Annotated in this window: 18 protein-coding genes and 1 tRNA gene; 3 read left to right on the top strand and 16 right to left on the bottom strand. The window is 48.2% G+C overall.

Annotated elements, in window-relative coordinates; genetic code table 11:
• Positions 1-98 precede the first annotated feature (98 nt).
• Both ACTHY5_RS04230 and mpl read right to left on the bottom strand, forming a co-directional pair.
• Complete coding sequence (locus ACTHY5_RS04230; protein WP_441876828.1) at positions 99-728, bottom strand: flavin prenyltransferase UbiX; 630 nt, start codon at positions 726-728, stop codon at positions 99-101.
• A gap of 1 nt (position 729) precedes the next feature.
• Entirely contained in the window at positions 730-2109 is a 1380-nt protein-coding gene (mpl, locus tag ACTHY5_RS04225; RefSeq protein WP_441876826.1) for a UDP-N-acetylmuramate:L-alanyl-gamma-D-glutamyl-meso-diaminopimelate ligase, read from the bottom strand.
• A gap of 203 nt (positions 2110-2312) precedes the next feature.
• Here mpl and ppa point away from each other — a divergent pair, with 203 nt between their 5' ends.
• From ppa to ACTHY5_RS04210, 3 genes are all read left to right on the top strand, one after another.
• Complete coding sequence (ppa, locus tag ACTHY5_RS04220; RefSeq protein ID WP_441876823.1) at positions 2313-2843, top strand: inorganic diphosphatase; 531 nt, start codon at positions 2313-2315, stop codon at positions 2841-2843.
• Positions 2844-3164: 321 nt separating this feature from the next.
• Entirely contained in the window at positions 3165-3710 is a 546-nt protein-coding gene (locus tag ACTHY5_RS04215; protein WP_441876820.1) for a YtfJ family protein, read from the top strand.
• A 282-nt stretch (positions 3711-3992) separates the two neighbouring features.
• Positions 3993-4742 carry a TIGR03899 family protein gene (locus ACTHY5_RS04210; RefSeq protein WP_441876818.1) on the top strand — a complete coding sequence of 250 codons (750 nt, stop codon included), beginning with the start codon at positions 3993-3995 and terminating at the stop codon, positions 4740-4742.
• A gap of 495 nt (positions 4743-5237) precedes the next feature.
• Here the strand turns inward: ACTHY5_RS04210 and cysG are convergent, their stop codons facing one another.
• The 14 genes from cysG to ACTHY5_RS04140 all read right to left on the bottom strand — a co-directional run bounded on the left by cysG (position 5238) and on the right by ACTHY5_RS04140 (position 24289).
• Positions 5238-6644: a siroheme synthase CysG gene (cysG, locus tag ACTHY5_RS04205; protein WP_441876815.1), complete on the bottom strand. Its 1407-nt coding sequence runs from the start codon at positions 6642-6644 to the stop codon at positions 5238-5240.
• Between the two features lie 519 nt (positions 6645-7163).
• Positions 7164-7571, bottom strand: a complete 408-nt coding sequence (locus ACTHY5_RS04200; protein ID WP_441876813.1) for a CBS domain-containing protein — start codon at positions 7569-7571, stop codon at positions 7164-7166.
• A 44-nt stretch (positions 7572-7615) separates the two neighbouring features.
• A complete protein-coding gene (locus tag ACTHY5_RS04195; protein ID WP_441876810.1) occupies positions 7616-8383 on the bottom strand; it encodes a phosphoadenylyl-sulfate reductase in 768 nt (255 codons plus the stop codon).
• Positions 8373-10064 carry an assimilatory sulfite reductase (NADPH) hemoprotein subunit gene (gene cysI / locus ACTHY5_RS04190; protein ID WP_441876807.1) on the bottom strand — a complete coding sequence of 564 codons (1692 nt, stop codon included), beginning with the start codon at positions 10062-10064 and terminating at the stop codon, positions 8373-8375. The genes ACTHY5_RS04195 and cysI overlap by 11 nt, the downstream gene beginning before the upstream one ends.
• The gene (locus ACTHY5_RS04185; protein WP_441876804.1) at positions 10064-11866 is read right to left on the bottom strand and encodes an assimilatory sulfite reductase (NADPH) flavoprotein subunit; all 1803 of its coding nucleotides are present in this window, start codon (positions 11864-11866) and stop codon (positions 10064-10066) included. The genes cysI and ACTHY5_RS04185 overlap by 1 nt, the downstream gene beginning before the upstream one ends.
• 387 nt (positions 11867-12253) lie before the next feature.
• Positions 12254-16456: a DNA-directed RNA polymerase subunit beta' gene (gene rpoC, locus ACTHY5_RS04180; protein ID WP_441876801.1), complete on the bottom strand. Its 4203-nt coding sequence runs from the start codon at positions 16454-16456 to the stop codon at positions 12254-12256.
• A 79-nt stretch (positions 16457-16535) separates the two neighbouring features.
• Positions 16536-20564 carry a DNA-directed RNA polymerase subunit beta gene (rpoB, locus tag ACTHY5_RS04175; RefSeq protein WP_441876799.1) on the bottom strand — a complete coding sequence of 1343 codons (4029 nt, stop codon included), beginning with the start codon at positions 20562-20564 and terminating at the stop codon, positions 16536-16538.
• A 223-nt stretch (positions 20565-20787) separates the two neighbouring features.
• Positions 20788-21156, bottom strand: coding sequence for a 50S ribosomal protein L7/L12 (gene rplL, locus ACTHY5_RS04170; RefSeq protein ID WP_441876796.1), 369 nt, complete (start codon positions 21154-21156; stop codon positions 20788-20790).
• Between the two features lie 54 nt (positions 21157-21210).
• Positions 21211-21717, bottom strand: coding sequence for a 50S ribosomal protein L10 (rplJ, locus tag ACTHY5_RS04165; protein WP_441876794.1), 507 nt, complete (start codon positions 21715-21717; stop codon positions 21211-21213).
• 247 nt (positions 21718-21964) lie between these two features.
• The gene (gene rplA / locus ACTHY5_RS04160) at positions 21965-22660 is read right to left on the bottom strand and encodes a 50S ribosomal protein L1 (protein ID WP_441876791.1); all 696 of its coding nucleotides are present in this window, start codon (positions 22658-22660) and stop codon (positions 21965-21967) included.
• 4 nt (positions 22661-22664) lie between these two features.
• On the bottom strand, positions 22665-23093 hold the full coding sequence (rplK, locus tag ACTHY5_RS04155; protein WP_441876788.1) for a 50S ribosomal protein L11: 429 nt from the start codon (positions 23091-23093) through the stop codon (positions 22665-22667).
• Between the two features lie 126 nt (positions 23094-23219).
• Positions 23220-23768: a transcription termination/antitermination protein NusG gene (gene nusG / locus ACTHY5_RS04150; protein ID WP_441876785.1), complete on the bottom strand. Its 549-nt coding sequence runs from the start codon at positions 23766-23768 to the stop codon at positions 23220-23222.
• 9 nt (positions 23769-23777) lie between these two features.
• Positions 23778-24149: a preprotein translocase subunit SecE gene (gene secE / locus ACTHY5_RS04145; RefSeq protein WP_441876782.1), complete on the bottom strand. Its 372-nt coding sequence runs from the start codon at positions 24147-24149 to the stop codon at positions 23778-23780.
• A 63-nt stretch (positions 24150-24212) separates the two neighbouring features.
• Positions 24213-24289, bottom strand: a tRNA-Trp gene (locus ACTHY5_RS04140).
• Between the last annotated feature and the right edge of the window lie 123 nt (positions 24290-24412).

Raw genomic sequence — 24412 nt, 5'->3', positions numbered from 1 at the left:
AGGTGACTCTGTTTCCTCTAGGTCCAGCTTTAAATCAGATCACATTTTTACTTAGATTGGTATGATAGTGGATATTGAATGACACGTAGCGCAGTATGCTAACGGCCATACCCCCAGCGCGACACCAGCGTATGATCTAAATCGAGGTGGTCAAGAATGCGCGCCACCATAAAATCGACTAAATCCGCTATGGATTGCGGCTGGTGATAAAAGCCTGGTGACGCCGGCATAATGGTCACCCCTAGGTGGGCTAATTTAAGCATATTTTCTAAATGCAGCGCAGAATAAGGTGACTCACGCGGCACCACTATTAACTGGCCTTTTTCTTTGATCACCACATCGGCGGCACGCTCAATTAAGTTATCTGACATACCCGTAGCAATAGACGCTATGGTGCCCATAGAGCAGGGGCAAATCACCATACGCCCTGGTGCCCCCGAGCCTGACGCCACCGGAGAAAACCACTCTTCTTTACCGTATACCTTTAGTTGATCAGGTTTAGCCTGATAACGCTCACTTAATAACGCCGTTAATGCCTCAGGCTTAGCCGGCCATTGCTCACCCTGCTCGGTAGCCATCACCACGCGTGCAGCACTCGATACCAACAAGTGCACTTGCAGACCTGCGGCTAATAGGCGCTCTAATAACAACAAGGCATAAGGTGCGCCCGAGGCACCCGATAATGCTAAGGTAATTTGCTTATCACGAGAGTAACCCTCTGTGCTCATACTATTGCTCCAAGTGCTGTGTAAGCGCGGTTAATAAACGCTGATGAATACCACCAAAGCCACCGTTACTCATCACCAGAATATGATCATCAGGTTTGGCGGTGCTAACCAATGCTGCAATTAACGAGTCCATGTCGTCATACACGCATCCCTCGGGGCAGGCGGTCGCGACCGCCTCTAAATCCCACTCCAGCCCTGGTGGGCGAAACAAATAAGTGGCATCAGCTAATTGTAAAGAGTCTGCTAACGGCTGCTGATGAATGCCCATTTTCATGGTGTTAGAGCGCGGCTCTAATACCGCCAATACTCGCCCGCCTTGTGCATTGTTAGCCGCATTTACTTGCGCTTTAAGGCCAGCCAAAGTAGTAGCAATAGCGGTAGGGTGATGGGCAAAATCATCCCAGACACTAATATTATTGACGGTACCCTTTAACTCCATACGTCGCTTGGGTGATACAAATAAACACAGTGACTTAATGGCTTCAATCACAGGCACCCCAGCATGACGCGCCGCCGCCAATGCCATTAAGCCATTATGCACGTTGTGCAAACCCATGCAGCCCCAGTGCACCTCACCCACTTTTTTACCGTCAAGCAGCACCATAAATTGACTGCCATCGGCTTGTAACGCCTGTGCTTGCCATAAACCCTGTTCGCCAACATATTCCACTTCGCTCCAACACCCCATGGCCAACACCTCATCCAGTGCCGGCGTTTGACTAGGAGTGAGCACTCGGCCGTGGCCCGGTACCATGCGTAATAAGTGATGAAATTGACGCTGAATGGCGCCAAGATCGTCAAAAATATCGGCATGATCGAACTCAAGGTTATTTAAAATCAGCGTATTGGGACGATAATGTACAAACTTAGAGCGCTTATCAAAAAAAGCGCTATCGTACTCATCTGCTTCAATAACAAAGAAAGGCGCATCGCCTAAGCGTGCCGATACATCAAAATTGCCGGGCACACCGCCAATTAAAAAGCCGGGGTTAAGACCGCAATCTTCTAAAATCCACGCCAGCATGCCCGCCGTGGTGGTTTTGCCGTGGGTACCGGCCACCGCTAATACCCAACGCTCTTGTAGTACATGCTCTAGCAACCACTGTGGCCCAGAGGTATAGGGAATGCGTTGGTTAAGCACCGCCTCTACACAGGGATTACCGCGACTCATGGCATTACCAATCACCACCAAGTCAGGAACAGGATCCAGCTGTGCCGGATCGTAACCTTCTATTAGCCCTATGCCTTGTTGCTCTAATTGCGTACTCATCGGAGGATACACATTCGCATCGCTCCCCGTTACCTGATAGCCAAGCTGCTTGGCTAATACGGCTAAGCCGCCCATAAAGGTGCCGCAAATACCTAAAATATGAATATGCATGAAGGCTCTCTGTTTGCTGTGTGGTCTGTATTCTAACAATCTGTCACCACTTTGGGCACTTGTGTGGCGATCTCTACGACAGTAGTTATAATATCACTCGATTAAAGACAATAAACCTAAATACCCTTGTATCACTGAGGCCTGCTCATCACCATGATAGGCTCAGTTATTCATTTTGTTACCCATAATAGAAAGGAAGTGTCATGAGCCTGAATCAGGTACCTGCCGGAAAAAGCCTCCCAGAAGATATCTATGTAGTGATCGAAATTCCACAAAATGCCGATCCCATTAAATACGAAGTCGACAAAGACACAGGCGCCTTGTTTGTAGACCGCTTTATGTCTACCCCAATGTTTTACCCGTGCAACTATGGTTATGTGAATAACACTTTGTCATTGGATGGTGACCCAGTCGATGTATTGGTACACACTCCCTACCCACTAGAAGCGGGTTCAGTGATCCGTTGTCGTCCGGTGGGCGTGTTAAACATGACCGACGAGTCGGGTGTAGACGCTAAAATTATTGCCGTTCCGCACAGCAAGCTCAGCAAAGAGTATGAGCACATTCAAGATATTAATGATGTGTCTGAATTACTTAAAGCCCAAGTTAAACACTTCTTTGAGCATTACAAAGAGTTGGAAGCAGGCAAGTGGGTTAAATTAGACGGTTGGGGCGACAAAGCCGCTGCCGAAGCTGAGATCTTAGAATCTGCCGAGCGCTTCAATAAAGCCTAATTAACGAAGCTGACGCTGCATGTAAAAGCCTCCAATAAATTGGAGGCTTTTTTATGCCTCCGTCTTACCGGACTTGCTCCGATATCTCACTTTTATGTTTAAAGCCTACAGACAAACCGAGATCCTGAAACCCTCATCCTAGGCTACAACCCGGTATCAGGATGACGGCTAAAAAAGCGGTAAGTTAAAAGAGCCAAACACAGAGCTGTGTTTATCTTTAGCGTACGATGTACAGCGCTTAACGTTTCACGCTAACTATTTGACAATTAATTAACATCGCTTAGGCTAATTGGGTTAACGACTCGCTGAAGGAATGCTTAAATGTCGATTAGAATCGGACTTTTGTTAACCTGCCTGCCCTTTATGGCATCGGCCCATAATCTAACATTACAACAAACCGCGCCTGCGGTAGCTGTCACCAATGCCGGGGAACTCACACTTAATAATGATAGATTAAGTACTCGTAATTGGCAGCTTAGCAAGGGCGCAGGCAAAGTACGCTTGGTACAACATATTGCAGGCCGTACTCGTGCTAAAGAGCTGAATGCCACCTTAATTGAAGCACTTAAAGCCGCCAAGCTTCCCCGCGACCGTTATCAGACTATTACCATCATTAATGTTGACGATGCAATCTTTGGGACATCGGGCTTTGTGCGTAGTAGTGCCGAAAGCAGTAAACGAGAATTTCCTTGGTCATCAATCATAATCGACAATAAAGGATCAGTAGCACAAGAGTGGCAACTAACAGCCAAAAATGCGGCTATTGTTCTATTAAATAAGGAAGGACTGGTGCTTTTTGCTAAGGAAGGGGCATTAACAAGTGAGCAAATAAAAGAGGTAATGACGCTGATAAAAACGGCGCTATAAAAATAAAACAACCAAGGTTTATCAAGGCCTTATGTTTTGTTACTGCTTACTCTATGATGGCAATAATGGTGGCCAAAATACCTAGGCTTGAGAAGTAACCTATCAACAATAACACTCTACCGATGCTAGGTTTACCTTTAATATTTTGTTGCATGTACATGCATAGCTCCGTTTAAAATTTCAGCCTAAATTTTAACATGAAACCAACATGGTTAACAATAGAAACTGATGAAGCCAAAAAACGCAACACTTGATAGTAAAGTAAGAAACCGTAGAGCTCTTTTGCTGCAGTTAGCCGAGCAAAGGGGCATTGCCGGTTTGTTGCGTGGTGAGGCCAAAGTCAGTTTTGGTGAGCGCTTTACGGTAAGGTTGCAGCTGGATCAGGCCGCGCGCCAGAAAAACCTAGAAACTATTATTGAACTGGCCAGTAGGAAAGGCGGTGATGAGGTAGGAAATGAGCCCGATCCCGACTGGCTAAGTCATTATTTAAAGCTGGCTGAAAATATTCGCCACCCCGCCATGCAGCAATTTTGGGCCAATATTTTGTCACAAGAAGTATTGCATCCAGGCCATTGCTCCATTCAATCTTTAAGCTGCCTGCGCTATATGACCCAAAAAGACGCGCTATTACTGCAAAAAGCCAGCGCCTTGGGCTGCCATTTTGGTGACGATAATTTACGCTTATTGTTAGGTTATCAATACAAAACGCTCCTACAAGGTCAGCGCCAGCAACGATTAAGTCTAGGCCGATATCGCTTACCTTACGCTGGCTTGTTACAACTGTCTGAGCTGGGGTTATTACATCAGTCAGAGTTAGAATCTGGTGAGTTATCGCTTACCTCCCCGCTGACGGTCATCCTAAACACTCAACCTATGACGCTCCACCCGCAAAAAAAAGGCGTTCGTTTATTATATTACCGCTTTACTACTGTCGGTAATGAACTGGCCCGCTTGATCACAGAAAGTACCCCCACCGACTACCGCCGCGACCTACAAGACTTGCTAGCGCCCCTTGGGCAGTTAAAGCTTTAAGATATTTTCGCAACGGAAGAACGCGGAAGACACGGAAAAATAGCGATCCAATCTGAAAAATATTTAATGATTAAAAACAAAGCCTTCGTAGGGTTGTCAGTTTTATTGTCGGGGCACTTTTATGCTAGCACCGCTTGTTTTATACAATAAGTAATCGACCAAAAAACGTGGCGCGGTCGAAAGTCGGTCGAATAAACTCTCCCCTACAAAACCCGTATCGTACGGCTGGCTTTATCAATAACATTATTGGCACTTTCAACCTTATCTCAGCTTAATTTTTCCGTGTATTTTGTGGATTCCGTTGCAAAGAATTTATCTTTAAGGTCAGCTGACGACAAAGCACACATGGCTGATAAAATATGACTTCATTGCTCTTGCGGCTAAAGCGCTCTGCAAAAAACTCAAAAAAATACCGGAACGAGTCCGGTATAAAGGTGGTTTGCAATAGGGTTGGGTGTCGGATCTTTCTTAAAGCTTCAAGCTTACAGCTTTCTTTTAAGCATATTGTGCTTGCGCTTCAGCCTGTGCCTGCTCTGAGGCTTGAGTATTAAACCACGCCAAGGAATCTGCCAATGCAGCCACTTCACCAATCACCATTAATGAAGGGCTAACCACTTGCTCAGCTAACGCCCCCAGTTCACTTAAGTTGCCTCTTACCATCCGTTGCTGTGGCGTGGTACCGCGCTCAATCAGTGCGACTGGTGTACTGGGCGCTAAACCATGCTCAATAAGGCGCTGTTGAATATGGCCCGAGCGCATTAAGCCCATATAAATCACTAACGTCTGACGGCTTTGTGCCAATGATGCCCAATTAGGCTCTTTGCCATCTTGTTTACTGTGCCCGGTAATAAACACCGCACTTTGCGCATGATCACGGTGAGTGAGCGGAATGCCCGCATAAGCAGTGGCCCCTGCGGCCGCTGTTATGCCCGGCACGACTTGAAAGCAAATGCCGGCGGCTTTTAGTACTTGCAGTTCTTCGGCGCCACGGCCAAACATAAAGGGATCGCCCCCTTTAAGGCGCACCACTCGCTTACCGCTTTGGGCTTGAGCCACTAATAAGCCATTAATTTGCTCTTGCGGCACACTATGATGTCCCGCTTTTTTGCCCACAGCGATCAGTTCAGCTTCGGGGCGGATCAGCGCCATGATTTCAGGCGACACCAGCTGGTCATATAACACCACTTCAGCCTTTTGTAATTCATTTAAGGCCTTAACAGTGAGTAGATCTGGGTCCCCCGGACCCGCACCCACTAAGATAACCTCGCCTAATTGCGGTTTGGCTATCGACTGCTTTAACCAGCGCTCGGCTTCTGCAATTTTACCTTGTGCTAACAGGTGATTAAGAGTGACATCATCTTCTACTCGCGCCCAAAAGCGACGACGTTCAGTGGGAGTCGCAAAGCTGCTTTGAACCTTGTGCCGTAGCTTACCTGCCACGCGGCTCAAGGCGCCCCAATGCTTAGGCAAAATAGCATCTAAACGTGCTCGTAATAAACGCGCTAGCCAAGGGGCATTACCGCCAGTACTAAAGGCCACTTGCAAGGGTAAGCGCTCAACGATAGAGGGAAAAATTACCGCAGAACGTTTGCTATCATCGGCTTTATTCACTAACAAGCCGCGCAAATTTGCGGCCTGATAAACACGGGCATTCACCTCAGTACTATTGGTCGCGGCCACCACTAAGAATTGCTGATCTAAATAGGCTTCATTAAATACATCATTTTGCCAAATAAACTGTGACTGCAATGTGGCAAGTTCGGGGCAAAGTTCAGGGGCGACCACCGTTAGTCGTGCACCGCGCGCCAGTAATACCCGAGCCTTGCGTGCCGCAACCGCACCTCCCCCCACTACCAAACAAGGGCGGTGTTTAATTTTAATAAATAGGGGCAGGTGTTCCATAATCGTTTCCACTCATATATTGAAGTGGTATTAGTATAAGGGAGGCCAAGTAGATCTCAAAAGAATGAATAATGACTTTTTATATCCAAAAGGAATATAAAAGACAGCGCCGAGCGCCCAGCACCAAGCGCCTAGCTGAAAACCAACCCAACAAAGAAAGATACCGGAGCAAGTCCGGCATGACGGAAGAAGAGCATGGCATTGTCTTTAAGCCGTCATCCTGACGAAAGTCAGGATCTTTCCCCAACCGTCATCCTGATACCGGGTCGTAGCTCGGCATGACGGTTTCAGGATCTCGAGCAGATGGCTTTACGCCTTACGCCCACCGCGGAACGCAAAACTAACCCAGTGTTTTTGTTTAACTTACGGCTTATAGCTTACGGCTTAAAGCTCTCCGAAGGGGCAGAGATACCGGAGCAAGTCCGGTATGACGGCAGAGAGCAGAGGGTAGTTTTGCTCTTCTTTAGCTGGGCGCCGGGCGCTTAGACCCGTCATGCCGGGCTCGACCCGGTATCGGCGCTATGTTTTAGCGATAAACTGACGTAGTAGGTCTTTCCAAGAAACCAGCCCTGTTAGTTTGCCGTCGTCCATAACAGGCAAACAACCAATGTTATGCTCAAGCATAATGCGCGCCGCACTTTCTAAAGTAGCAGCACCGGTAATGGTTATCACATTGCGGCTCATTGCTTGGTGCACTCGGCGCTGTAGGGTATCGCGGTCGCGATCAACCTCAGCGTCAGTCCCCAAATAAGGGCTAAGGGCACGGGTCATATCGGCATGGCTAATAATACCGCATAACACCTCTTGGCTATTAAGCACCAATAAATGGCGAAAAGCAGATTGGGTAAAAATATCTTGCACAAACTCTAATCGGTCATCTTGGTGCACAGTAGCAATACGCCGCGTCATTATCTCTTGAATTCGCATGCACTCTCCTATTGTTGGCTGATAAAGCCAAAGAGCCGTGCAGACTAGATACCACTGCCATCGGCTTCTTGATTTTCATGAAGACCACACTCACGTTTCATACCAAAGAAACGAGTATCAGCCTCAGACATACCGGGTTCCCACTTAGCAGTGGTTTGTACATCCCCTACAGAAACATATCCCTGCTCCCATAATGGATGATACGGTAAATCGAACTGCTTTAGGTAATAGTGCACGTCTTTATTGCTCCAGTCGATGATCGGCAAGAACTTAAAGCGACCGCCTTGTATTCCTAACACCTCTAATTTATCTCGACTTTCAGACTGACTACGACGCAGCCCCGAAAACCAAATGCCAGCATCTAACTCACGCAAGGCGCGCTGCATGGGTTCAACTTTATTAATTTGATTATAACGGCTCAGACCCTCTTCACCCTGACACCATAACTGACCATAACGGGCTTCTTGCCAAGCGGCAGAATGAGTCGCTTGATAAACTTTAAGGTTTAAGCCTAGACGCTCAGTGAGTTCATCAATAAAACGATACGTTTCTGGAAACAAATAGCCGGTGTCAGTCAAAATCACCGGAATATCTGCTTTTTCTTGAGTCACCAAGTGCAGCATTACCGCCGCTTGAATACCAAAACTTGACGATAACACGGGAGCACCCGGTAGGTGCTCCAATGCCCAGCGTACCCGCTCGGGTGCGCTCATAGCCGCAAGTTCTTGATTAAGCGGGGCCAAGGCCGCCGCTCGTTCAACGCTGTTTAAACTATTCAGCTCAGATAAGCTGGGAAGTAAACTAGACTGCATAAAAGTCCCTCGCCGAGTCGATAACCGGTGCAATAATGCCGGCACGGATCACAAAGTCACCAAAACCTTCACCGCTATTGCGCTCACTCGACCAGCGACCAATTAACTGATCCAGCTCTTCCATGATCTGGCGGTCGGTAATGTTCTCTTTGTACATACGCGGAATGCGCGTACCTTCACGGTTACCGCCCAAGTGCAGATTATAACGACCAGGCGCTTTACCCACTAAGCCAACTTCCGCCAGCATAGCTCTGCCACAGCCATTAGGGCAGCCGGTAACACGGAAGATAATATTGTCATCATCAATATTGTGCTTCGCTAAATACCCTTCCAGCTCGGTCACATAGGCTGGCAAGACACGCTCCGACTCCGCCATGGCTAATGGGCAAGTCGGCAAAGCCACACAGGCCATCGAGCTCTTGCGCTGATCTGATACTGTGTCTTCAATCAAACCGTGCTCGCGAGCGAGCTGTTCAATTTGGTCTTTTTGCTCTGTGGGTACACCGGCAATAATCAGGTTTTGATTGGCGGTTAAGCGAAAGTCACCCTGATGAACCTTAGCAATCTCACGCATGCCGGTTTTTAGCGGCTTGCTTGGATAATCTAGAATTCGACCATTTTCAATAAACAGCGTTAAATGCTGCTTGCCATCAATGCCCTCTACCCAACCAAAGCGATCGCCACGGCTCGTAAACTCATACGGGCGCACCTCAGCAAACTCAATACCCGCCCGCTTTTCTACTTCGGCCTTAAATACCTCAACGCCCACCCGCTCAAGCGTATACTTGGTTTTGGCGTTTTTACGCTCCACACGATTACCCATATCCCGCTGGGTAGTCACCACCGCCTCGGCAATGGCTAATGCGTGAGAGACCGGAATAAAACCAAAATCGGTGGCTTTACGTGGATAAGTCGCATGGTCACCATGGGTCATGGCCAAGCCACCGCCCACTAACACGTTAAAGCCCACCAGCTTGCCGGCTTCGGCAATGGCAATAAAGTTTAAGTCATTCGCGTGTACGTCCACATCATTATGAGGCGGCACCACCACAGTGGTTTTAAACTTACGAGGTAAATACGTCGTCCCTAAAATGGGCTCTTCATCTGGCGTATCTAGACGCTCGCCATCTAACCAAATTTCGACATAAGCACGGGTTTTTGGTAATAAATGCTCAGAAATCTTTTTCGCCCATTCATAGGCTTCTTGATGCAGTTCAGATTCAACCGGGTTACTGGTACATAATACGTTACGGTTAACATCACCGGCGGTAGCAATGGAGTCAATTCCGGTGCTATTTAGGGTTTGGTGCATATGCTTAATGTCGCGCTTAAGCACCCCATGAAACTGAAAAGTTTGACGAGTGGTGAGGCGAATACTGCCATAAATGCTGCTTTCTTCGGCAAACTTATCAATCACCAGCCACTGTTCTGGCTTAATAATACCGCCAGGTAGACGGGCGCGCAGCATCACATTATGCAAAGGTTCCAGCTTTTGAGCGGTACGTTCGTTGCGAATATCACGGTCATCTTGCTGATACATGCCGTGTACGCGGATCATCTGAAAGTTATCACCAGTAAAACCACCGGTTAACTCATCTTGTAAGTCTTGCTCTATGGTGCCGCGTAAAAAATTACTCTCGCGCTTCATGCGCTCATTATCGGACAGTTTTAGTTCGCTCATTAGTACACATCCCTCTGGTAACGCTTAGCTGCGCGCAGCGCATCCACATATTCAGTCGCTTGTTCGGTGCTCTTATTACCGTGCTCCACCACAATATCAATTAAGGCATCATGCACGTCTTTGGCCATTTTGTTAGCATCACCACACACATAGAAATGCGCGCCTTGCTCTAACCACTGATACACCTCAGCACCTTGCTCACGTAACTTATGCTGTACGTAAATCTTTTCTTGCTGATCACGGCTAAAGGCCAGTGAAATCTTATTTAATAGGCCAGACTTCACATAACGCTGCCATTCCAGCTGATATAAGAAATCTTGAGTGAAGTGTGGGTTACCGAAAAACAACCAGTTTTGGCCGCTAGCATCACGGGCATCACGCTCTTGCATAAAGGCACGAAACGGCGCGATTCCCGTACCTGGGCCGACCATGATGATGGGAGTATTATCGTCAGCCGGTAGGCGGAAGTTATCGTTATGCTCAACAAATACTCGTACTTGCCCCCCCTCTTCTAGGCGGTCAGCTAAATGCGCAGAAGCGCCACCATTGCGGGCCTCACCATCTTGCTCAAAACGCACCACGCCCACCGTTAAATGCACTTCGTCTTCTACTTCAGCCTGCGATGAGGCAATGGAGTATAAACGCGGCGTTAAGCGGCGCAGGCTGGCTTGCAGCTGCTCGGCGGTAAGGGCGCCTTGTTGCTCTCGGGCAATGTCTAAAATTTGATGATTAGCACAATACTCACGCAGTGCTGCTTTATCGTCCACCAAGGCGCGCAACTTAGGCGCATCGGTCAGCTCAGCGTAAGACTGTACAAAGCTTGCATAGCCTTGAGTTAATTCATAGTCGTTAATTAAGGCTTCACGAATGGTCACGGTTTGCTCATTCACTATGACTTCGCTGGTTGCATCTACCCCAGTTTGTGCCAGCACCGCATCCACGAGTTGCTCATCGTTGCTAAACCAGACCCCCAGCGCGTCACCGGGCTGATAGGTTAAGTCTGAACCTTCTAATGAAATTTCAAAATGGCGTACATCACGATCGGAGTCACGGCCAATAATCGCCTGATTGGTTAATAGCTCAGCGGCAAAAGGGTGTTTTTTATTATACAGGCTGGTGGCGCCCTCGGTGAGCGGCACTACCGGTGCCATGTCATTAGCGGCCTCACCTTTTAAGGCGTCTTTAACAAGATCAACCGCCTCTTGGCTCCACTTTTCACAGACTTCTTCATAGTCAACGTCGGCATCTAGACGCCCTAATAGCGGCTTAGCACCGGCTTTACTCAGGTACTCATCAAAGTCTTTACCGGTTTGGCAATAAAACTCATAAGAAGAATCCCCAAGGCCAATCACACCATACTGAAGGCCATCGAGTTTACCGGCTTTGCCGGCTTTTAATTCTTTATGGAACTGAATAGCATCATCCGGTGCTTCGCCCTCACCATTGGTGCTGGCCACAATCAGCACGTGAGTCTCTTTTTTCAGCTGACGTACCTTGTAATCGCCAGCACTCACTAATTTGACTGCTACCCCATTGGCGCTAGCCTTGGCTTGTAGCTCTTCGGCAACGCCTTTGGCATTACCGGTTTGTGAGGCATAAATAATGGTCAAGGTGCCGGCAGGCTGAGCTTGAGCTTGGGGGGCGGGTGCTGCCACGCCGCCGGGTTGCTGGCTGATACCGTAAAAATAACCGCTCACCCACGCAAGTTGAGTCGCACTTAACTCGGCTGCCACCTGAGTAAGCTTATGGACTTGTTGTTCGTTTAGCGGGCTGGCAGACGCCGCGAGTTCTTTTAACAGCATATGATTTGCTTCCACTATTCCAGATGCCTATAGCATAAACGAGCTAGAGACAAACAAGAAAGAATAAAAGATGATTTTTTATACCCCAAAGGAATAAGCGAAAAAGAATGTCATACGTTCAGCGCTTTACGCTGTCCGCTTTTAATACCAATCCAAGTAAGCATTTGATCTGTTTTGCAACAGAACATTAAAGACAACGGAAGGTACGGACCAAACAGTAAGTACCAAGCTCCCCCTAACGTAGGGTCGAATTTATTCGACCAAAAACGTGGCTCGAATTATAACCGGTCGAATAAATTCGACCCTACAAAAGACAGAAACATACAGGCAAAAAAAAGGCCCCCTTGCGGGAGCCTTTGTTATCAGCGAGTCGAGAGATGTTGCTTATTACTTATCTGTAGCGTTCAACAGGTTAGCAAGGCTCTGTTCGGCTTCATCTGCCGATACGGCTACTGCTTGATCTGTAGAGCGCTGGGCGTTGCGCGATTGATGGTAGGCAAACCCTGTACCAGCAGGTACCAGACGACCTACAATCACGTTTTCTTTCAGACCGCGTAAGGTGTCTACCTTGCCGGAAACAGCCGCTTCGGTCAGTACTCGAGTGGTTTCCTGGAAGGACGCCGCTGAGATGAAAGATTCGGTGCTCAAAGACGCCTTAGTAATACCCATCAACACATGGCGGTATTCAACAGGCTGTTTGCCTGCCGCTTCCAACGCACGATTTGCCTGACGGATACGGACCACTTCAGCCTGCTCACCATTAATGAAGTCAGAATCACCCGAGTTCATTATTTCGGCACGACGCAGCATTTGACGCACAATGGTCTCAATGTGCTTGTCGTTGATCTTAACGCCTTGCAAGCGGTAAACCTCTTGCACTTCGTTCACAATATAGTTGGCAACGGGGCTAATGCCACGCAGACACAAGATATCGTGGGCTGATTCTGGACCATCGGCCAGAACTTCGCCTTTTTCGACCTTTTCACCTTCAAACACGTTCACATGACGCCATTTGTGGATCATTTCTTCGAAGGCATCTCCACCATCTAACGGTGTGATCACCAAGCGGCGTTTGCCTTTGGTTTCTTTACCGAATGAAATGGTACCGGAGATTTCCGCCAATATAGCCGGCTCTTTCGGTAGACGCGCTTCAAATAAGTCAGCCACTCGTGGTAGACCACCGGTGATATCTTTAGTACCACCCGATTCTTGCGGAATACGAGCAACCGCATCACCCACGTTTACCACTGCACCGTCGTCTAGGCTCACAATCGCGCGGCCAGGCAAGAAGTACAGGGCAGACAGGTCGGTGCCAGGAATGAATACATCATTACCGTTGTCGTCAATCAACTTAACAGTTGGACGTAAATCTTTACCTGAGGCCGGACGCTCATTGACATCCATCACCACAATGCTAGACAGACCGGTCAGCTCATCGGTTTGACGACTAATAGTTACGCCATCAATCATATCGATAAACTTAACGTGGCCCGCCACTTCGGTCACTATGGGGTGCGTGTGCGGGTCCCAAGTAGCCACTACTTGGCCCACTTGAACCTGCTCGCCATCGGCTTGATCCAACAAAGCACCGTAGGGCAGTTTGTGGTTCTCACGAGTTTGTCCCATTTCATCAAGAATGGTCAGCTCAGACGAACGGGATACAATCACCGTTTTGCCATCACTGTTAGTTACAAACTTGGCGTTAATCAGCTTAACAGTACCGGCATTTTTCACCTGAATGTTATTTTCTGCTGCGGCTCTTGATGCTGCACCACCAATGTGGAAGGTACGCATGGTAAGCTGAGTACCTGGCTCACCAATTGACTGAGCGGCAATAACACCCACAGCTTCGCCTTGGTTAACCAAGTGGCCACGAGCCAAGTCACGACCGTAACAATGCGCACATACGCCTTGGTCGTTATCACAAGTGATAACAGAGCGTACTTTCACTCGGTCAACAGAGCTTTCTTCTAGCTCGTCACACCACTTTTCATCAAGCAAGGTGTTACGGGCAACCAGAATTTCGTCTTCTGTACCTGGGCGAACTACATCTTCAGCGACAACACGACCCAGCACACGCTCACGCAGAGGCTCAACAACGTCACCACCTTCAATTAAGGAGCTGATCCACAGACCGTCGAAAGTATTACAGTCATCAGAGGTAATCACTAAGTCTTGCGCCACGTCAACCAAACGACGTGTCAAGTACCCAGAGTTTGCCGTCTTCAATGCCGTATCTGCCAGCCCCTTACGCGCACCGTGGGTGGAGTTAAAGTACTGTAGTACGTTCAAACCTTCACGGAAGTTCGCAATAATCGGGGTTTCGATGATAGAACCATCTGGTTTTGCCATCAGACCACGCATACCCGCAAGCTGTCGGATCTGAGCCGCACTACCACGCGCCCCTGAGTCAGCCATCATATAGATGCTGTTAAAGGAGTCTTGCAGTACTGTGTTGCCTTCTGCGTCAACCACTTCGTCTTGTGACAAGTTTTCCATCATGGCTTTAGACACGCGCTCGTTAGCACTTGCCCAAATATCGATAACTTTGTTGTAACGCTCACCGGCAGTCACTAGACCTGACTGGAACTGATCTTGAATCTCGGTCACTTCTGCTTCAGCTTCATCAATGATGTGCTTCTTCGCATCGGGAATAACCATGTCGTTGATACCAACAGACACACCTGAAAGCGTCGCGTAATGGAAGCCGGTATACATGAGTTGGTCAGCAAAGATAACCGAATCTTTCAGGCCCAAACGACGATAACACGCGTTCATCAACTTAGAGATTTGCTTCTTCGTCATGTCGTGATCGATCATGCTGTAAGGCAAGCCTTTAGGCACAATCAAGCTCAAAATAGCACGACCCACAGTGGTATCGCGGATAGAAGTCGTTTCTATCTCTGTGCCATCTTCTTGACGCTCAAAGTCGGTAATACGAATTTTTACCTTGGCATGCAATTCAGCATGGCCAGCACGGTATACTTTTTCCGCTTCTTTGGCGCTGGTCAACAACATGCCTTCGCCTTTGGCGTTCACCTTTTCACGAGTCATGTAGTACAGACCCAGTACCACGTCTTGCGAAGGTACTATGATAGGCTCACCGTTAGCAGGCGACAGTATGTTGTTGGTGGACATCATAAGCGCACGCGCTTCAAGCTGTGCCTCTATGGTCAATGGCAAGTGTACTGCCATTTGGTCACCATCAAAGTCGGCGTTATAGGCCGCACACACCAGTGGGTGCAACTGAATCGCTTTACCTTCGATCAACACTGGCTCAAATGCCTGTATCCCCAAGCGGTGCAAGGTAGGTGCACGGTTGAGTAATACCGGATGTTCGCGGATCACGTCGTCTAGAATATCCCAGACTACGGCTTCTTCGCGCTCAACCATCTTCTTGGCCGCTTTAATCGTGGTCGCTAAACCGCGAGACTCTAGCTTGCCGTAAATGAAGGGCTTAAATAGCTCAAGTGCCATTTTCTTGGGCAGACCACACTGGTGCAAACGCAATGTTGGGCCAACCACGATCACCGAACGGCCGGAGTAGTCAACACGCTTACCCAGCAGGTTCTGACGGAAACGACCCTGTTTACCCTTGATCATATCAGCCAAGGATTTCAGTGGGCGCTTATTAGAACCGGTAATAGCACGACCGCGACGACCGTTATCGAGCAACGCATCCACAGACTCTTGCAGCATACGCTTTTCGTTGCGCACAATAATATCCGGTGCGGCCAAGTCAAGCAGGCGCTTCAAACGGTTATTACGGTTGATTACGCGACGATATAAATCGTTCAAGTCAGAGGTTGCAAAGCGGCCACCGTCTAGCGGTACCAAAGGACGCAAATCCGGTGGTAACACAGGCAGTACGCTCATCACCATCCACTCAGGCTTGTTACCTGAACCGTGGAAAGCTTCCATTAACTTGAAGCGCTTAGTAATTTTCTTACGCTTGGTTTCAGAGTTGGTTTGACCCAGCTCTTCACGCATAGCGTCAATTTCGCTTTCAAGGTCAATTTCACGCAACAAGGCCAGTACCGCTTCGGCACCCATCTTGGCGTCAAACTCATCGCCCCACTCTTCAAGCGCGTCTAAATACTGTTCTTCAGACAGCATTTGACCACGCTCAAGGCTAGTCATACCGGGTTCGATCACCACAAAGGATTCGAAGTACAACACGCGCTCAATGTCACGCAGTGTCATGTCCAACAACAAACCGATACGGCTTGGCAAGGATTTCAAGAACCAAATATGGGCAACAGGACTGGCCAGTTCAATATGGCCCATGCGCTCACGGCGCACCTTGGTCTGGGTAACTTCAACGCCACATTTTTCGCAGATAACACCACGATGCTTAAGGCGCTTATACTTACCACACAGACACTCATAGTCCTTGACCGGACCAAAAATCCGGGCACAGAAAAGGCCGTCACGCTCCGGTTTGAAGGTGCGGTAGTTAATAGTCTCAGGCTTTTTGACTTCGCCAAAAGACCAAGAGCGGATCATGTCTGGGGATGCCAGACCAATTTTGATCCCATCAAACTCTTCTGTCTTATTCTGCGCTTTCAAAAACTTAAGTAAGTCTTTCACGTTAGTCTCCTGTGAGGAGTTCTACCTAGGTGCCCCGGCATAAGCAAGGGCACCGTTATTTCTCGGGCAGTCTGTCGCCTTAGCTTTCGTCCAGCTCGATGTTGATACCGAGAGAGCGAATTTCTTTCAACAATACGTTGAAAGACTCGGGCATGCCCGGCTCCATACGGTGATCACCATCGACGATGTTTTTATACATCTTGGTACGACCGTTAACGTCATCCGACTTGACCGTCAACATTTCTTGCAAGGTGTAAGCAGCACCGTATGCTTCCAGTGCCCACACTTCCATCTCACCGAAACGCTGACCACCAAACTGAGCTTTACCACCCAGCGGTTGTTGCGTTACCAGACTGTACGAACCAGTAGAACGGGCGTGCATCTTGTCGTCCACTAAGTGGTTCAACTTCAGTATGTACATATAACCCACGGTAACCGGACGTTCAAAACTGGTACCGGTACGGCCGTCATACAAGGTCACTTGACCCGACTCGGGCAAGTCAGCCAGCTTCAGCAAACGCTTCACTTCGTGCTCATCGGCACCATCAAACGCCGGTGTTGCAATGGGTACACCGTGGCGTAAGTTATTAGCCAAGGTATGCACTTCTGCATCACTGAAAGTAGAAATATCTACTTGCTGACGTAGACCATCACCTGAATCATAGACTTCTTGAATAAACTCACGCAAACGAGCCACTTCTTGCTGCTCTTTGATCATGCGGTCAATTTTCTCGCCCAGCCCTTTGGCAGCAAAGCCTAAGTGCGTTTCAAGAACCTGACCAATGTTCATTCGCGATGGTACACCCAATGGGTTTAGTACCATATCTACCGGTACGCCGTGCTCATCATGGGGCATGTCTTCTACGGGAACTATGGTTGCAATAACACCCTTGTTACCGTGACGACCGGCCATTTTATCACCCGGCTGAATTTGGCGTTTAACGGCCAAATACACCTTAACGATTTTTAACACGCCCGGTGCTAAGTCATCGCCTTGGGTGATCTTACGACGTTTATTTTCAAACATCTTATCGAAGTCGGCTTTTAGCTCAGCTTGTTGCTCAGCTAATTGCTCCAGCTCAATTTGCTTGGCTTCGTCATCAACCGACTGTTCTAACAACTGATTACGGGCAATTTTAGCCACTTGCTCTGCACTCATGCCAGAGGCGATAAGTACGTTACGAGCACGGGCATAAACGCCGTCTTCAAGAATGCTGAACTCTTCGGTTAAGTCTTTCTTAGCCTGCTTAAGCTGCATGTGCTCAATATCTTGGGCACGCTTGTCTTTTTCTACACCATCACGGGTAAAGACTTGCACGTCAATCACAGTACCAAACACTGAGTTAGGTACACGTAACGACGAGTCTTTTACGTCTGAGGCTTTTTCACCAAAGATAGCTCGTAGTAGCTTCTCTTCTGGCGTGAGCTGGCTTTCACCCTTAGGTGTCACTTTGCCCACTAAGATATCGCCTGGACGCATTTCTGCACCCACATAAACGATACCTGATTCATCCAGCTTACTCAGCGCAGACTCACCCACGTTCGGGATGTCGGCGGTGATTTCTTCAGGGCCCAACTTAGTATCACGAGAGATACAAGTTAGTTCCTGAATATGAATAGTAGTCAGGCGATCTTCTTCAACCAAACGCTCATTCAGTAGCATGGAGTCTTCAAAGTTGTACCCGTTCCATGGCATAAAGGCCACGCGCAGGTTCTGACCCAGCGCCAATTCGCCCAAGTCAGTTGAAGGACCATCGGCCAAGACATCGCCACCCAGCACTTTCTCGCCCGGCATCACACAAGGACGCTGGTTGATACAGGTGTTCTGGTTAGAACGGGTGTACTTGGTGAGGTTATAGATGTCGATACCGGCTTCGCCAGGACGCATCTCTTCTTCATTCACTTTAACGACAATACGTGAAGCATCGGCGTAATCGACAATACCACCACGCTTAGCCACCACGGTTACGCCTGAGTCAACCGCTACCGCACGCTCAATACCAGTACCCACTAGCGGCTTATCGGCACGCAGTGTCGGCACAGCTTGACGTTGCATGTTCGAGCCCATCAAGGCGCGGTTAGCATCATCGTGCTCAAGGAAGGGGATAAGAGACGCCGCAACAGACACTACCTGTTGTGGGCTCACATCCATGTACTGGATTTGATCCGCATTCATATAGGTGGCTTCACCTTTATGGCGCGAGGCAACCAGCTCTTCACTTAAGCGGTTGTTGTCATCAGAGGCGGCATTCGCCTGTGCGATCACAAAGTGACCTTCCTCAATGGCAGACAAGTAGTCCACTTCGTCGGTAATTTGACCATCAATCACTTTACGATACGGGGTCTCAAGGAAACCGTACTCGTTGGTGCGCGAGTAGCACGCCAGTGAGTTGATCAAACCGATATTCGGGCCTTCCGGGGTTTCGATAGGACACAAACGACCATAGTGGGTAGTGTGTACATCTCGCACCTCAAAACCGGCGCGTTCACGGGTTAAACCACCTGGGCCTAATGCAGAAATACGACGCTTGTGCGTCACTTCTGAAAGCGGGTTGTTTTGATCCATAAACTGTGACAACTGGCTTGAACCAAAGAACTCTTTTACCGCTGCCGAAATCGGCTTAGCGTTAATTAAGTCTTGAGGCATCAAGGTGTCAAGATCGCCTAATGATAGACGCTCACGCACCGCACGCTCTACACGCACTAAGCCAACACGGAATTGGTTTTCAGCCATTTCGCCTACAGAGCGAATACGGCGGTTACCCAAGTGGTCGATATCGTCCACTTCGTCGTTACCGTTACGGATGTCTATCAAACGACGCATCACGTCAACAATATCGGACTTAGTTAGGGTACCCACACCATCTGTCTCTTCACGGAACAGACGACGGTTGAATTTCATCCGGCCTACGGTAGAGAGATCGTATCTGTCTTCTGAGAAGAATAAGTTCTCAAATAAGGTGTCAGCAGCTTCACGCGTCGGTGGTTCACCTGGGCGCATCATGCGATAAATTTCTACCAGCGCTTCTAAGCGGTTAGTAGAAGAATCGATACGCAAGGTGTCAGACATATAAGCACCGTGATCCAGTTCATTGGTGAACAAGGTATCAAATTGCTTAATGCCAGCCACAGACAAGTTAGCTAATACTTCTAGGCTAAGTTCTGTATTGGCTGCAATAACCAGTTCGCCGGTATCGGCGTTCACATAGTCTTTGGCAACCACTTTACCGACAGCATATTCCACCGGTACTTCAAGTTTATTAAGGCCTGCCTTTTCCAATTGACGGATATGACGGGCGGTGATGCGACGGCCGGTTTCAACCAGCACTGCACCATCAACTAAGATGTCAAACGAGGCTGTTTCGCCACGTAAACGCTCAGGCTTGAGCTCCATCATTAGCTTGCCATCGGCAACTTCAAAACCAGTGGTATCGAAGAACATGGCCAGAATTTCTTCTGTTGTGTATTCCAACGCGCGCAAAATAATAGACGCGGGTAGCTTACGACGACGGTCGATACGAACAAATAAGTTGTCTTTCGCATCAAACTCAAAATCGAGCCAGGAACCACGGTAAGGGATCACACGGGCGTTATACAAAACCTTACCTGAAGAGTGGGTTTTGCCACGATCGTGATCGAAAAACACACCCGGGCTGCGGTGCAGCTGGGAGACGATGACTCGCTCGGTACCATTGATAACAAAGGTACCATTTTCAGTCATGAGCGGAATTTCGCCCATGTAGACTTCTTGTTCTTTAATGTCTTTAACGGTACCGGGTGCCGCTTCTCTATCGTAAAGAACCATGCGTAACTTAACGCGCAAAGGCGCGGAGTAAGTTACACCACGGATTTGACATTCCTTAACGTCAAACACCGGCTCCCCCAGCCGGAAACTAACATACTGCAATTCAGCATTGCCAGAATAGCTGGCGATGGGGAAGACGCTACGAAAAGCCGCTTCCAAACCGTGTTCGCCTTGCGGATCTGCTTCAATAAACTGTTTGAAGGAATCAAGCTGGATTGAAAGTAGGTAAGGCGTGTCCAAGACCTGGGCACGTTTACCGAAGTCCTTACGAATGCGCTTTTTCTCTGTGTAAGAGTAAACCATAGGGTTCCTCAGCTCGCTGATAAGTGACCCATCTGTCCAAATGGGACAGCTCTAAATAACATCGTTTTTAATACACGAACGTCTCGACAACATTCGATGATTGGAACTCATAAGAGGCACAAACGATGTGAAAATTCCTCTCATTTTACAGCGCAAAAGGGCTGGTGAATAAATATTCACCAGCCCTAGCCTGATTTCTCAGGCCGCTAAGCTAAAAACTAGCTTATTTGAGCTCAACAGAAGCACCGGCTTCTTCAAGTTCTTTTTGCAGAGTTTCTGCTTCTGCTTTGCTTAGGCCTTCTTTAACGGCACAAGGAGCAGTTTCAACCAGACCTTTGGCTTCTTTCAGACCAAGACCAGTTGCGCCACGTACGGCTTTGATAACGGCTACTTTGTTAGCACCAAATGAAGTCAACATAACGTCGAATTCAGTTTGCTCTTCAACAGCGCCACCAGCATCACCACCACCAACAGCAACGGCTGCAGCAGCAGAAACGCCAAACTTCTCTTCCATGGCTTCGATCAGTTCAACAACTTGCATTACAGACATTTCTGCAACGGCTTCAATGATTTGGTCTTTAGTAAGAGACATGACTCAAATTCCTAATGTTCTGAAGTGTTTGATTATACAGAGGCAAACAACAGCTTATGCTGCTTCTACTTCTTGCTTTTGATCGCGCAGAGCTGCGATAGTACGTACCAGCTTGCCAGCAGAGGCTTCTTTCATAGTCGCCATTAGCTTTGCAATTGCTTCGTCGTATGTCGGCAGTTTTGCGAGACGGTCAAGATCAGTTGCGGGGATGAATTCGCCCTCGTAAGCTAGACCTTTAACCTCGAAAGCGGGTTGCTCTTTAGCAAAATCTTTAAACAAACGAGCAGCAGCGCCCGGGTGTTCGTTAGAAAACGCAATCAAGGTAGGACCAACAAATACCTCATTAAGGCATTCATAGTCAGTCTCTTTTACTGCGATACGAGCTAGCGTGTTACGAACTACCTTAAGGTAGACATCGTTTTCACGCGCTTGCTTACGCAGTGTGGTCATAGCAGCTACAGTAACGCCACGTGCATCGGCGACTACTGCAGACAGGGCGCCCTTGGCAACGTCGTTGACTTCAGCAACAATTGCCTTTTTGTCTTCGAGTCTTAATGCCATTGGCTAAACTCCTGGTTCCACCTGGGATAATACCCAGATTATACATACGCCTCTAATTAACATTAGAGGCACCAAGGTGGCAGATACCAGAAGAAAAAATATTTTCTAACTGGGTCCCGGCGCACCATCTACGTTGGAAGTTTTAAGGCGTGTTACCGCCTCCAACGGTCTTGGACGGGAGTCGAAGCCCCCAACCAAATGCAAGGCGCAAAATACTACGTGAGTTTTTACGCCTTGTAAACGCTTATTAAGCTTCTAGGCTTGCTTGATCAATAGCAACGCCTGCACCCATAGTGGTAGACAGGGTTACTTTTTTGATAAAGATACCTTTAGAAGATGAAGGCTTAGCACGCTTCAGTGCCACCAGCAAAGCTTCTAAGTTGCCTTTTAGGCTAGCAGCATCAAAGTCTTTCTTACCGATAGTGGTATGAATGATGCCGTTTTTGTCGTTGCGATAGCGAACCTGACCGGCTTTCGCATTTTTAACTGCTTCAGCAACGTTCGGGGTAACAGTCCCTACTTTAGGGTTAGGCATCAGACCGCGTGGGCCCAAGATTTGGCCTAGCTGACCAACAACACGCATTGCATCAGGAGAAGCAATCACAACGTCGAAGTTCATTTCGCCTTTCTTAACCAATTCACCCAAATCTTCCATGCCAACTAGCTCAGCACCGGCTTCTTTAGCGGCTTCAGCATTGGCACCTTGAGTGAATACAGCAACGCGCACGTCACGACCAGTACCGTTTGGCAGTACAGTTGCACCACGTACGTTTTGGTCAGATTTACGAGCATCAATGCCAAGGTTAACAGCTACGTCTACGCTTTCTACAAATTTGGCGTTAGCCAGTTCTTGTAGCAAAGCAACCGCTTCGTTAATTTCGTATTCTTTAGTGTTATCTACGCGATCACGGATAACTTGCATGCGCTTAGTTAATTTAGCCATAGTCTTAACCCTCCACTGCCAGGCCCATAGACCGAGCAGTACCTTCGATTGAACGAACGCGGGCATCAACATCGGCACCGGTCATGTCTACTAGCTTAGTTTCAGCAATTTCTTCTAATTGAGCGCGAGTAACAGTACCCACTTTCTCTGAGTTAGGTTTGCCTGAACCAGATTTAGTACCAGCAGCTTTCAATAACAAGTAAGCCGCAGGTGGCGTCTTGGTTTCGAAAGTGAAAGAACGGTCGCTGTACACAGTAATAATTACTGGGATTGGCGAGCCTTTTTCCATGCTTTCTGTACGGGCGTTAAACGCTTTACAGAATTCCATGATGTTAACGCCGTGCTGACCCAGAGCTGGACCAACTGGAGGACTTGGATTTGCTGCACCCGCTGCAACTTGCAGCTTGATGTAGGCTTGGACTTTCTTAGCCATTGAGATTACCTCGGTTTTGGGTGATAACGCCGTAGAGTAATACTCTAATCGGCTCCCCTGAATTAAAAGGGCGGCAAATTATAGTGCTATTTGCCGCCCCTCGCAAGATCTATGCTGAAAAATGACTCACAGTTTTTCAACTTGACCAAATTCTAATTCGACTGGCGTTGAACGCCCGAAAATAAGCACCGACACTTTTACTCGGCTCTTCTCATAGTCGACCGACTCCACCACGCCATTAAAATCAGCAAAAGGTCCATCGGACACTCGTACTTCTTCGCCTGGTTCGAACAGTGTTTTTGGTTTTGGCTTATCAATCGCATCTTGTAGGCGATTAAGAATGGCATCTGCTTCTTTGTCTGAAATAGGAGCAGGACGCTCTGGCGTACCGCCAATAAAGCCCATTACGCGAGGAATGCTGCGTACTAAATGCCAAGTAGCATCATTCATTTGCATATTAACAAGCACGTAGCCTGGGAAGAACTTACGCTCACTCTTACGCTTTTGACCGGCGCGCATTTCTACCACTTCTTCGGTAGGCACCAGCACTTCGCCAAATTGATCTTCCATTTCCTGCATCTTGATATATTCAATCAAGGTTTTGGATACGCGACCTTCATATCCGGAGAAAGCTTGGACCACATACCAACGCATTCTTTGTTCTGGTTCTGACATGGTGAATCCTTATACTCCGGTAACTAGATTGACCAGCCATACCAGCAAGCCATCTAGTAAAAACAGAAACAAGCCAACCACAGCAGTGACGGCCAATACAATTAAGGTCGTCTGAATGGCTTCTTGGCGGTTGGGCCACACTACTTTTCGCATTTCCAGACGAGATTCTTTAGCGAACGCAAGCGCATTCTTGCCTTTGACTGTTTGGTAAGCCAACAAAGCGGCAATACCCACAGCAACCACGACAGCAGCAGCACGAATGGCCACCGGCAACTCACTATAAAAAGAGTTAGCGACAATAGACGCTATCAATATAATGAACACCACACCCCATAGCAGAGTATCTTTAGCCCCACCCTGGTTCTCAATATTTGCACTCATAAAGCTACCTGTTTAAAGCTGAGTCTGTCATAGACGCGAAAACCCCGCTATCGGCGAGGTAAATGGCAGGGGCGGAGGGACTCGAACCCCCAACCGTCGGTTTTGGAGACCGCCGTTCTACCAATTGGAACTACGCCCCTAATACATTATAAGGCGGGCATTATAATGGCTTTTTACTGGGATTGTAAGCGCAATTTCAACGAGCGCCCTATCAGGCTCTCGCGCCCCTGAAACTGTAAGGCGTAAGGCGTAAGGCGTAAGGC

The sequence above is a fragment of the Oceanisphaera sp. genome (assembly GCF_052084945.1).
GTDB lineage: Bacteria > Pseudomonadota > Gammaproteobacteria > Enterobacterales > Aeromonadaceae > Oceanimonas.
Note: the sequence above shows the minus strand (reverse complement) of the source record. Positions and strands in the feature narration are given on the sequence as shown.

Bases quoted from the DNA above. Each gene is read 5' to 3' on its own strand.
- ACTHY5_RS04195 (WP_441876810.1), bottom strand. From the start codon at position 8,383: ATGCAGTCTAGTTTACTTCCCAGCTTATCTGAGCTGAATAGTTTAAAC.
- ppa (WP_441876823.1), top strand. From the start codon at position 2,313: ATGAGCCTGAATCAGGTACCTGCCGGAAAAAGCCTCCCAGAAGATATC.
- rplJ (WP_441876794.1), bottom strand. From the start codon at position 21,717: ATGGCATTAAGACTCGAAGACAAAAAGGCAATTGTTGCTGAAGTCAAC.
- rplL (WP_441876796.1), bottom strand. From the start codon at position 21,156: ATGTCTCTTACTAAAGACCAAATCATTGAAGCCGTTGCAGAAATGTCT.
- rpoB (WP_441876799.1), bottom strand. From the start codon at position 20,564: ATGGTTTACTCTTACACAGAGAAAAAGCGCATTCGTAAGGACTTCGGT.
- ACTHY5_RS04230 (WP_441876828.1), bottom strand. From the start codon at position 728: ATGAGCACAGAGGGTTACTCTCGTGATAAGCAAATTACCTTAGCATTA.
- mpl (WP_441876826.1), bottom strand. From the start codon at position 2,109: ATGCATATTCATATTTTAGGTATTTGCGGCACCTTTATGGGCGGCTTA.
- ACTHY5_RS04185 (WP_441876804.1), bottom strand. From the start codon at position 11,866: ATGCTGTTAAAAGAACTCGCGGCGTCTGCCAGCCCGCTAAACGAACAA.
- ACTHY5_RS04200 (WP_441876813.1), bottom strand. From the start codon at position 7,571: ATGCGAATTCAAGAGATAATGACGCGGCGTATTGCTACTGTGCACCAA.
- ACTHY5_RS04215 (WP_441876820.1), top strand. From the start codon at position 3,165: ATGTCGATTAGAATCGGACTTTTGTTAACCTGCCTGCCCTTTATGGCA.
- rplK (WP_441876788.1), bottom strand. From the start codon at position 23,093: ATGGCTAAGAAAGTCCAAGCCTACATCAAGCTGCAAGTTGCAGCGGGT.
- rplA (WP_441876791.1), bottom strand. From the start codon at position 22,660: ATGGCTAAATTAACTAAGCGCATGCAAGTTATCCGTGATCGCGTAGAT.
- cysI (WP_441876807.1), bottom strand. From the start codon at position 10,064: ATGAGCGAACTAAAACTGTCCGATAATGAGCGCATGAAGCGCGAGAGT.
- nusG (WP_441876785.1), bottom strand. From the start codon at position 23,768: ATGTCAGAACCAGAACAAAGAATGCGTTGGTATGTGGTCCAAGCTTTC.
- cysG (WP_441876815.1), bottom strand. From the start codon at position 6,644: ATGGAACACCTGCCCCTATTTATTAAAATTAAACACCGCCCTTGTTTG.
- secE (WP_441876782.1), bottom strand. From the start codon at position 24,149: ATGAGTGCAAATATTGAGAACCAGGGTGGGGCTAAAGATACTCTGCTA.